The organism is Actinacidiphila epipremni, from assembly GCF_012034175.1.
In the GTDB taxonomy this organism is placed as follows: domain Bacteria; phylum Actinomycetota; class Actinomycetes; order Streptomycetales; family Streptomycetaceae; genus Actinacidiphila; species Actinacidiphila epipremni.
The window spans coordinates 1-407 of the sequence record NZ_JAATEJ010000089.1 but is presented as its reverse complement, the minus strand read 5'-3'; the positions used below and the strand labels follow the sequence as shown (position 1 = coordinate 407).

The window sequence follows — 407 nt, the reverse complement described above, 5'->3', positions numbered from 1 at the left end:
CAGGCTGCCCTGCAGTTCGGCCCTGAGGTCGGGGGTGAGTACGGTGCCTGCTCGGTCGACGAGCAGGGCCATTTCGTAGCCGACGAGGCCGATGTCGCACTCGGGGTGGGCGAGTACGGCCAGGGAGGAGCCGTCGGAGACGGACATGATGAAGAGGAAGCCGCGTTCCATCTCGACGACGGTCTGGTTGACGGTGCCGCCTTCGAAGATGCGGGAGGCTCCGGCGGTCAGTGAGGTCAGGCCTGAGGCGACGGCGGCGAGCTGGTCGGCGCGGTCGCGGGGGAACCCGTCGGACATCGCGAGCAGCAGGCCGTCGGCGGAGACCACCACGGTGTGGGACACCCCGGGGGTGTTGTCCACGAAGTTGGTGATCAACCAGTTCAGGTTCTGTGCCGCCTGGCTCATCG

The 407-nt window shown here is 67.8% G+C and carries 1 protein-coding gene; it reads right to left on the bottom strand.

The window, feature by feature from the left end:
* Nucleotides 1–405: roadblock/LC7 domain-containing protein (locus HCN08_RS34580; protein ID WP_031526384.1), on the bottom strand; the 405-nt coding region annotated here is incomplete at its 3' end.
* Nucleotides 406–407 lie beyond the last annotated feature (2 nt).